Consider the following 2480-nt stretch of genomic DNA (forward strand, 5'->3'; position numbering starts at 1 on the left):
TGCCGGGATTGCTGCGATGACTGCGACGCAGGCATCTGCGCTTGATGAGATTACGGTTGCGTATTTTCTGGAATGGCCGATGCCGTTTCAGTATGCGAAGGCCAATGGGACCTATGAAGATGAGATGGGTGTCAAGATCAACTGGGTGTCGTTTGACACCGGGACAGCGATGTCTGCGGCGATGGCGTCTGGGGACGTTCAGATTGCGGTCAGCCAGGGTGTTCCGCCATTTGTGGTTGCCACCTCGGCGGGTCAGGACCTGCAAGCTGTTGATGTAGCGGTCAGCTATTCGGAGAACGACAATTGCGTGGTTGCCGAAGCGCTTGAGATCGACAAGACCAACGCGGCCGAGCTGAACGGCAAGAAGGTTGGTGTTCCGATCGGAACGGCGGCGCATTACGGGTTCCTGTCGCAGATGAACCATTTTGGTGTTGATGTCGGCTCGATGGAGATTGTCGACATGGCGCCTGCGGATGGTGCGGCGGCCTTTGCCCAGGGCAATCTGGACATGGTGTGCGGTTGGGGGGGCGCGCTGCGCCGCATGACCGAGCACGGGAATTTCCTGTTGACCGGGGCCGAGAAGGAAGAGCTGGGCATCCTGGTTTTCGACGTGACCAGTGCCCCGTCGAGCTTTATCGAGGAAGAGCCCGAACTGCTGTCGAAGTTTCTGCAAATCACTGCGAATGCCAATGCCAAATGGAACGCCGGAGCGGATAAGGACGAGATGCTGCAGGTGATTGCCAAGGATGCGGGTATGGACCCTGCGGATGCCGAGGCGACAATTACCGATTTCACCTTCCCGTCGGCGGAAGAGCAGCTGTCTGGTAAGTGGCTGGGTGGTGGCGCCCAGAACTTCATGCTGGGTGTTGCCAACGTGTTTGTAGATGCGGGCAGTATCGATTCCGCACTGCAATCATATGAAGGTGCGGTGAACACCGATCCTTTGTCTGCCGCAAGCAAGTAAAGCGCGACCACCACACTTTGTGACCGGCCCATCAATTGGGTCGGTCCTCGGTTATGCACGCAGGAAGGATACAGAATGCCTGAACTGGACATTGTCGATTTGTCCATGCGCTTCGACTTACCCAATGGCTCATCTGTGCAAGCGCTTCAGGATGTCTCGCTCAGCCTGAAAGAGGGTGAGCTGATGTCGGTGCTGGGGCCTTCGGGCTGCGGCAAGACCACGCTTCTCAATATTGTGGCGGGGTTTTTGGCGCCCACATCTGGCAAGATCGAATTGAACGGTCATCTGGTCAAAGGCCCGGATGCCGAGCGCGGAATGGTGTTCCAGAAAGGGGCCCTGTTCGAATGGATGAACGTGCGGGAAAACGTCGAGTTTGGCCCGCGCATGAAAGGCATGCCCAAGGCGGAACGGGACAAGATCTCGGAGCACTTGCTTGACGTCGTGGGCCTGCAGGATTTCAAGGACAAGGCGGTTTATGAGCTGTCGGGCGGCATGCAGCAGCGTGTGGCGCTGGCCCGGTGTCTGGCCAATGAGCCCGACGTGATCTTGATGGACGAACCCCTTGGCGCGCTGGATGCGCTGACCCGTGAAAAGATGCAGGGGCTGGTTCTGAAATTGTGGAAGGAAACCGGCAAGACCATCATTCTGATCACCCACTCGGTGGAAGAGGCGCTGTTGCTGGGCGAGCGGCTGATCGTGATGGCCCCCAGGCCGGGCCGGATACACCGCGAATACAACCTGCCCTTTGCCGAGCGGGGCGTGAATGCGGACCTGCGCGATGTCAAGAAATCTGAAGGGTTTGCGGAAAAACGCGACGAGATTCTCTCGATGATCTGGGAGATGGAAGAAGAAATTATGGGTCGGACGGAGCAGGCATCATGATTGTACTTCTCTTTTATATCGGTCTGTTCGCCGGCGCCTTTTTCATCGTTTATGCCATGCGCCGCGGCCTGCAGTCGCGGCAGGACTTCACCAGCCTGAAAACCGTGACCTTCGGTGATGAAAGCGCGGTTCGGGCGGATCGGGCTGCGTCGATCATCTCGGTGCTGGTGATCTTTGTGATCTGGGCGGCCTTCACGGGATCGAAACTGATCCCGATCCATGTGCCTGGCCCTTTCGTGGGTGATACGCAGTTCACCTACACGCTGGAAAATGCCGATGGCAGCACGGATGATGCAACCGTGTTCATCCGCGTCCCGGCCTTTGGGGAAGAGGCTGAAAAGTTCGAGGTTGAGCCCGGTAGTGGTTTTGCCAAGGACGACGCCTTTGCGGCGCCTGCGGGGCGGTCCTCGACCATTCTGTTTGACAAGAATGACGAAGCCAAACGTAAGGACGGCGCGAAGCTCATTGCCATCAACGGCACTGCCATAGGCCCCGAGGGTAAGGTGAATACCGGTGATGGCTCTGTCAGTCTGACGGGCAAGGGCGCGATCAGCTTTACACCCAGACAGGGCTTGCAGATGAACCCGATCTGGCTGCCTGCGCCAGAGACCGTTGTCGCGCGGTTCTTTGAGAT

General features: G+C 57.9%; 2 protein-coding genes and 1 pseudogene. All 3 read left to right on the top strand.

Going from position 1 to position 2480, the window contains the following annotated elements:
• Positions 1–964, top strand: a 964-nt coding sequence (locus tag Q1B46_RS22095; protein ID WP_366871620.1) for an ABC transporter substrate-binding protein, incomplete at its 5' end; no start/stop codon positions are given.
• Positions 965–1039: 75 nt separating this feature from the next.
• Entirely contained in the window at positions 1040–1846 is an 807-nt protein-coding gene (locus Q1B46_RS22100; protein WP_299670006.1) for an ABC transporter ATP-binding protein, read from the top strand.
• Positions 1843–2480: pseudogene (locus tag Q1B46_RS22105) on the top strand (ABC transporter permease); the annotation flags it as partial. The gene Q1B46_RS22100 and the pseudogene Q1B46_RS22105, both read left to right, overlap by 4 nt.

Source organism: uncultured Ruegeria sp. (assembly GCF_947500045.1).
In the GTDB taxonomy this organism is placed as follows: domain Bacteria; phylum Pseudomonadota; class Alphaproteobacteria; order Rhodobacterales; family Rhodobacteraceae; genus Ruegeria.